This window comes from Microbispora sp. ATCC PTA-5024 (assembly GCF_000511135.2).
Classification (GTDB): domain Bacteria; phylum Actinomycetota; class Actinomycetes; order Streptosporangiales; family Streptosporangiaceae; genus Microbispora; species Microbispora corallina.
On the sequence record NZ_KI866528.1, the window covers coordinates 302,958 to 309,737 of the forward strand.

Here is a 6,780-nt window from a genome sequence, read left to right on the forward strand (position 1 = left end):
CGGGCCGGATGCGTACACCGTCCACCGTAGCCGGGGCCGCGGGTGCCGAAGCCGCCGCCGTACGGCTCAGGAGGGCGCGGCCGGCCGGGCGGCGAGGAAGCGGGCGAGGTCGGCGGCGCGGGGCGCGGTGGCGGGCCCGCGCGCCGCGACGGCGAGGGCGGCGCCCGCGTTCGCGACCCGGGCGGCCTCCAGCGGATCGGCGCCGGCGGCGAGCGCCGCGACGAAGACACCGGTGTGGGCGTCCCCGGCGCCGTTGGTGTCGACCGCATGGACGGTGAAGCCCGGCACGTGGAGCGGGACCTCGCCGCGGCGGACGAGGACGCACCCGTCCCGGCCCGTGCGGACCAGCACGCCCCGCCTGCCGGTGAGCCGGGCCAGCGCGGCCGCCGCGGCGGCCGGATCGTCCTCGCCGGTGACGGAGGCGGCCTCGCGGGCGTTGCAGGTCCACCAGTCGGCCCGCGCGAGCAGCAGGCCCCGCGCGTCGTCGCCGAGGAGGTGGACGAGCGGCCCCGGGTCGACGACGACGGGGACCTCGTCCCCCAGGGAGGGCAGCCAGCCGGACAGCGCCTCCCGGTTGCTCGGGTGCATCATGCCGTACCCGGAGACGGCGACGACGTCGCGCGGCCCGGGGCGGACGGCGGCGAGGTCGGCGAGGGTGAGGGCGGCCTCGGCGCCGCGGCTGGTGAGGAAGGTGCGCTCGCCCCCGGCGTCGACGGCGCTGACCGCGAAGCCCGTGTCCACGCCGGGCTTGGCGGGACACAGGATCGCGATGCCCTCGTCGCGCATGGCCGCCCGGACCCGGTCGCCGAAGGGCCCGGTGCCGTGCGCCCCCGCGTACGCGACCCGCAGGCCCTGCCGGGCGGCGGCCGCCATGACGTTGAAGCCGCCGCCGGGAGTGATCTCGGTGGCGGTGGCCATGACGTCGCCGCCGCGTTCGGGCAGCGCGGGCACCGCGAGCACGATGTCGACGACCGCGTTCCCCGCGTAGATCAGCCGGGCGTCCACGGCGTCAGCACCCGCCCGTCAGGAGGGGACGCCCGCCGGGTGAGCGGGGGCCGACGCAGGGGATCGGGGCGCGACGGGACACGTCCAGCCCTCCGGGGGGTCAGCGAGTCGGGCAAGTGCCGCCCTCCGGGGTCAGGAGCCTCTCGGCGATCGCGCGAGCCCGGCGTGCGGGGCCCTGAGCACCGAGAGCCTGAACCGAGGCGTACACACCCTCCATGATCAGAATCAGGTGGTCGGCGAGGCCGGCCGGGTCGTCCACCGTCTGGGACTCCGCCAACTGGTCGACCAGTTCCAGCATGCGCGCATGAGTCCACTTCTTCAGGTCCACGGCGTGCCGATGGCAACCGGCTTCGGATTGGGGATACTCGGCCAGGGTCATGAGGAAGGGGCATCCCCTGCTGACGTGCGGTTGAGTCTGGGCGAGGAGCTCGTCGAACAGGGCGAGGATCCGGTCGCGGGGGCTTCGGCCGTCGGCCTGCGTCGCCTTGGCGAACCATTCCCGGTAGTCGTCCTCCGTACGGTCGACGTACGCGGTGACGAGATCGTCTTTCGACGGGAACAGCCGGTAGAGCGTCATGGGAGCGACCCCGGCCTCGGCGGCGATCCGATCCACCCCGACGGCGCGGATGCCGTTCCAGTAGAACAGGCGGCGCGCGACCTCCAGCACGTGTTCGCGGGTCTCTGCGGATGTGCGTCGCTTACGAGCGTCCGAGCTGCTCATGAGGACAGTCTAGTCGTGTTAGGGAAGGTCCCCTAATGGTGCTCGGCGAAGGTGTTCCCATCCGGTTGCCCTCATAGGCAGGCGTCTGTACGCTCATGTTAAGTAACGTTCCCTAACAACTCGCGGACCGTCACATCGAGGTTCCCTCACAGAACGAAGGACATTCGCATGTCAGGTCTCACAGGCAAGACCGCTCTCGTTACAGGGGCATCGCGCGGCATCGGACGGGCCGTCGCCGAGCGTCTCGCGGCTGAAGGCGCGCTCGTGGCGGTGCACTACGGCAGCAATGAGAGCGCCGCGAAGGACGTCGTGAACGCGATCCATGCCGGCGGCGGACGCGCCTTCCCCGTACGCGCCGAACTCGGCGTGGACGGGGATGTGGACACGTTGTTCACCGGTCTCGAGGAAGGCCTTGCGGGAAGACCGCTGGACATCCTGGTGAACAACGCCGGCTTCATCGACTACGACGCGACCGTCGAGTCCGTCACTCACAAGCAGTTCGAGCGCCTGTTCGCGGTCAACGTGCGGGCACCGCTGTTCATCACCCAGCGAGCACTCACGCTGATGCCTGACGGCGGTCGCATCATCAACATCTCGTCGGGCGTGACGTGGTTCGCGATCCCGGAAATCGTCTACGCCATGACGAAGGGCGCCATCAACGTGTTCAGCCGTTCACTGGCTCACACTCAGGGCGTCCGCGGAATCACCGTGAACACGGTATCCCCGGGGGTGACCGAGACCGATATGAACGGCTGGCTGAGCGACGGCGACGCCGCGAAGGCCATCGGTGATCTGACAGCGCTCGGCCGCCCCGCGAAACCCGCCGACATCGGGGACGCGGTCGCCTTCTTCGCCTCGGAGGACGCGCGCTGGATAAGCGGTCAAACCCTTGACGTGAACGGTGGCCTCTTCCTGGGGCCACGCGTCCAGCGGTAGGCGCGATGCGCCAGGTCGGGGTCACTTCAGCTTGGGGGAGGGCGATATGAGCATCACCGCGACACCACAGACGCACAAGCGGGCCGGCCCGGCCCTGGCCGCCCTGTTCCTGGGAACGTTCGTCATGGGAATGGCGGAGTTGCTGGTCGTCGGTGTGCTGGATCTGATCGCGAGGGATTTCGAGGTATCGCTCAGCAGCACCGGCACGCTCGTGACCAGCTACGCGTTCGGGCTCGCCGTGGGCGGCCCCGTCTTGACCGCACTGACGATACGTCTGAGCCGCCGCAGGCTGTTGTCGTTCTCAATGGCGGCTTACGTGCTCGGCAACGTCGTCATGGCGTTCGCAGGACATTTCGCGGTGCTGCTCGCGGCGAGGGCTGTGACAGGGGCGGTGCAGGGTCTTTTCATCGGCGTCGCCTTCGCGGTGGGGGCGAGCGTCGTGACTCCGGATCGAATGGGCAGGGCGATCTCCATCGTGATCGGGGGCGTCGCCGTATCCATCGCGCTGGGCGTTCCGATCGGCACGTTGATAGGCCAGGGGCTCGGCTGGCGCGGCGCCTTCCTCGCCGTCGTGGGACTGGGTCTGGTCGCGCTGGTGGCGCTTGTGGCATTGGTCCCGACGGTGACCGGTACCGGTGTCGAAGGCCTGCGTGCTCAGGCGCGATTCGCGCTCGCCCCCCGGGTGCTGGCGATGCTGGTCGTCGGCTTCCTGCTGCTGGGAGGGCAGTACGCCGCGCTCACGTACATCACCCCCTTCCTCCAGCAGGTCACGGGGGTGTCCGGAGCCTGGATCAGCGCGTTCCTGCTGGCGTACGGTGCGGCCACCGCCGTCGGCGCGTTCGCCGGAGGCTGGGCGGCCGACCGGAACGCGGCAAGGACCCTGGGGCTCGCCAACCTGGTGCTCGTCGGCGCGCTGGGCGCTCTGTGGCTGAACGGCACCGTCCCTGTGCTGGTGGCACTGGCCCTGCTGGTCTGGGGACTGGTCGGATTCGGGCTGGTGCCCTCGTTGCAGTACCGGGTGGTCGACCTCGCCGGTCCCGGTCGTGATCTGGCCGCGACGCTTCCCGCTTCTGCGGTCAACACGGGGATCGCGGTCGGGGCCCTCGCCGGCGGCTGGAGTCTGGACAGTTTCGGCCCGGCGTCCGTGGTTGTGACGGGCCTGCTGGTATGCCTCGTGGCTCTGCCGGCGACCTGGGCGAGCGGCCTTCTGAAGGTTCGCCCGCAGAGCAGCTGAGACGAAGTCTCTTCTGGCTGATCGGCGGTAGCAGATGAGGGCGGCGGCGATGGCAACGAAGGAAGCGAAGTGGTCGGCTCGGCGTTCGTATCACTTCGGGCGCTACATCGCGCTGAACCTTGACGACGCCTGCTCCTGCCCTCGGCGCCGGGGTCGGCTGTGTCACGGCTTTAAGCCTTCAGCTGCGGGAGTGCAGTATGCGGCGCATCCGGTCGGCCCGGTCCAGGAGGTTCGCGCGGACGACCGGGACAACCTGTGCCGCCAACTCTTCCGCTCGTCCCACGAAGGTCAGGTCGATACCGAACAGCGGGAAGAGCCATTTGGTGTAGGTCCTCGCCGGCACGGTTCCGCTGCGGTGGATGTTCGGCACGAGATCGAGGTAGGCCTCCGCGTAGGGCCTGAGCAAGTCGTCCTGACCGGCGCTCCAGAACGGCGTCGCAACTGAGTGGACCGAAGCGATAGGCACCGCTCGGTCCGTCACCAGCGTCTGCCACACCGCTTTCTTCTCTGCCGCGTCCGGGGTCGCAGCGCGGACCTGGAGCCTACTGACCCACGCTTCGGGATCCGGGTCGCGGTCGAGTAGCGCCTGTGCCTCGGCTGCGGTCGGGCTCCCGAGCTGAGTCTTGCGAACCAGTGCTCGCCACTGGAGATCGATGTCCTCCCCGGCCTCGGTCTGGAGCCACGCCACCTCCTCCGGTTCGGTCGCAGTGCGGGCGAAGCCGCGCAACGCCGCTTTGCGGTAGGCGCCGACGCCAGAGAGGCTGCGGCACGCCGCAGCCACTGCTCGCAGCAACTCGTCCCGCTCCGACTCCGGGCTCCACAGATCTGCGGCCTCGACAGCCAGGTTGAGATACGGCTCGATCACCGACGCGGACGTCTCGACAGCCAGCACTCCGGTCAGGCACTCCACAGCTTCGGCGGCTGTCGCTTCACCGTTGATCAGCATGTCCCAGGCCGTGGTGACGGCGACACCCCGCGCTGTCGCAGTGGGCAGGCGGGCGGCGTTGCGGAAGAACGCGTCTTTGCTCGTGGCATCTGGTCTCGTCGAGGCGAAGGTCAGGTCTTCATCGTTGACCAGATACAGGTCGGCTCCTGCTGGCAGGTCGAGCCGGGTCCGTTCGCCCGCTACCTCGACCTCGACGAGTGCCATGCGTTCAAGACGGTCCCCGGAACGCTCGTAGGCGCCGACGGCAAGCACATGCGGGCGTGGACGGCCACCCGGTCCCTGAGCGACCAGGGCAAACCCATCTTTGTCGTGGTCAAGAGTCAGCCGGTCGGTGCCCGCTGTCTCCAGCCATCCCGCACGCCACTGGTCCAGGTCACGTCCGCTGGCATCGGCGACCGCATCGATCAGGTCCTTCAGCGTGGTGTTGTCCCAAGCATGCGTGGCGAAGTAGTTGGTCAGACCCGCGGAGAAGTTCGCTTCGCCGACGTACGTCATCAGCTGGTGCAGTACGGACGCGCCCTTGGGGTAGGTGATGGCGTCGAAGGTCGCTGCAGCCTCGGAGACGTCGCGGACCTGCTGGCGGATCGGGTGCGTCGTCGGTCCCTGGTCCATGAAATAAGCTTTGAGTTTCTCGCCGGCCAGATGTGCCGTCCAGGCATCGGTGTACGACGTCACGCTCACCGCGGCCCAGTTGCTGGCGAACTCCGCGAACGCCTCGTTCAGCCACAGATCGTCCCACCAGCGCATCGTGACGATGTTGCCGAACCACATATGCGCGAGCTCGTGCAACAGGTACCGCGAGAAGATGTCCCACTCCGCCCTCGTCGGAGTAGTCCTGCGCAGGAACCAGTCCATCCAGGTGACGCACCCGAAGTTCTCCATCGCGCCAGGGAACTCGGGCGTGAAGACCTGGTCGTACTTGTGCTGCGGAAACGGCATGCCGAACTTGCCGGCGAAGAACTCGAGCCCCTGGGTGGTCAGGGTGAACAGTTGGTCGGCGTCCCGGTCCAGGATCGAAGCCAGCGACTGCCGGGCGAAAAGCCCGAGATCATGACCAGCTCCGCGACGACGCAATTCGTAGTACGGGCCCGCGTTGATCACAGTGTTGTACGCCGCCAGCGGCGGCGTCGGCGGGAAGGTCCAGCGTCGCACAGAGCCGAGGTCTTCGAGCTGCGGGGCACCGCTGTTGCTCAGCACCCGCCAGCCGGCAGGAGCGGTCACGGTGAACGCCCACGGCGCCTTGAGGTCCGGCTGATCGAAGCAGGCCAACACGCACCGGGCGTAGTCGGGACTGAAGTCGGTGTAGACATACGTCTCGCCGTCGGCGGGATCGACCGCCTTGTGCACGCCCCGGCCATCGGCCGAGCACTCCGTCACCGAAACCACCGTGAGGACGTTGCTCTCGGCAAGATCGGTCAGTGCGATCCGGCCCTCAACAGCCGACCGCAGCACGACTCCGTTGAGCGTGGCGCTCTCAACCATCGCCGCACAATCGACAAAGGTCTCGGCCCCGGGCTGGTGACACCTAAAGGTGATCGTCGACTCGCACCGGACCCGCGAACCTGTCAGCAGATCAGAAAGGTCCACGGCAACGTCATACCGCTCTACCGCCAGCAGGCTCGCGCGCCCCTCTGCCTCGGTTTGGGTCAGACTCCTGCCGCTCATTGCTTTCCCTCTCGGAGATTCGTGCATTCGCTGCGAACCACCCGCTCAGCAGCAGCCGGCCCACGTGAATCGGGGTGTGTCCATCGCGTCGCCTATCGGCTGATCGGCGGCTTCCTCCCAGACCTTGGAGGACAGAGCACCAGGAAACGGTAAACGATCACCTCTCCGCTGCATTGAGTAGTCCCTACTCGCCTGATGCCGTGGAGCCTGGCGATCACCCGATTGAGAAATAGGGTGCCCAGTAGCCTGCCATACGCTCGTCTGGCATGGCGC

Annotated in this window: 5 protein-coding genes; 2 read left to right on the forward strand and 3 right to left on the reverse strand. The window is 68.3% G+C overall.

The genetic code is table 11. The features are described 5' to 3' along the window. Nucleotides 1-66: 66 nt before the first annotated feature. Nucleotides 67-1,005 (reverse strand): PfkB family carbohydrate kinase, encoded by a 939-nt coding sequence (locus tag MPTA5024_RS38325; protein WP_036333430.1) that lies wholly within the window; start codon nucleotides 1,003-1,005, stop codon nucleotides 67-69. Nucleotides 1,006-1,105: 100 nt separating this feature from the next. Next, nucleotides 1,106-1,726 carry a TetR/AcrR family transcriptional regulator gene (locus tag MPTA5024_RS38330; protein WP_036333432.1) on the reverse strand — a complete coding sequence of 207 codons (621 nt, stop codon included), beginning with the start codon at nucleotides 1,724-1,726 and terminating at the stop codon, nucleotides 1,106-1,108. Between the two features lie 168 nt (nucleotides 1,727-1,894). Between MPTA5024_RS38330 and MPTA5024_RS38335 the strand changes: the two genes are divergently transcribed. Both MPTA5024_RS38335 and MPTA5024_RS38340 read left to right on the forward strand, forming a co-directional pair. Next, the gene (locus MPTA5024_RS38335; RefSeq protein WP_036333434.1) at nucleotides 1,895-2,662 is read left to right on the forward strand and encodes an SDR family NAD(P)-dependent oxidoreductase; all 768 of its coding nucleotides are present in this window, start codon (nucleotides 1,895-1,897) and stop codon (nucleotides 2,660-2,662) included. Nucleotides 2,663-2,708: 46 nt separating this feature from the next. Beyond that, nucleotides 2,709-3,896 (forward strand): MFS transporter, encoded by a 1,188-nt coding sequence (locus MPTA5024_RS38340; protein ID WP_051459188.1) that lies wholly within the window; start codon nucleotides 2,709-2,711, stop codon nucleotides 3,894-3,896. Between the two features lie 178 nt (nucleotides 3,897-4,074). Here MPTA5024_RS38340 and pepN read toward each other — a convergent pair whose 3' ends face one another. Then, complete coding sequence (gene pepN / locus MPTA5024_RS38345; protein WP_036333436.1) at nucleotides 4,075-6,507, reverse strand: aminopeptidase N; 2,433 nt, start codon at nucleotides 6,505-6,507, stop codon at nucleotides 4,075-4,077. Between the last annotated feature and the right edge of the window lie 273 nt (nucleotides 6,508-6,780).

Coding starts and splice junctions, on each gene's coding strand:
- MPTA5024_RS38330 (WP_036333432.1), bottom strand. CDS start 1,726: ATGAGCAGCTCGGACGCTCGTAAGCGACGCACATCCGCAGAGACCCGC.
- MPTA5024_RS38335 (WP_036333434.1), top strand. CDS start 1,895: ATGTCAGGTCTCACAGGCAAGACCGCTCTCGTTACAGGGGCATCGCGC.
- MPTA5024_RS38340 (WP_051459188.1), top strand. CDS start 2,709: ATGAGCATCACCGCGACACCACAGACGCACAAGCGGGCCGGCCCGGCC.
- pepN (WP_036333436.1), bottom strand. CDS start 6,507: ATGAGCGGCAGGAGTCTGACCCAAACCGAGGCAGAGGGGCGCGCGAGC.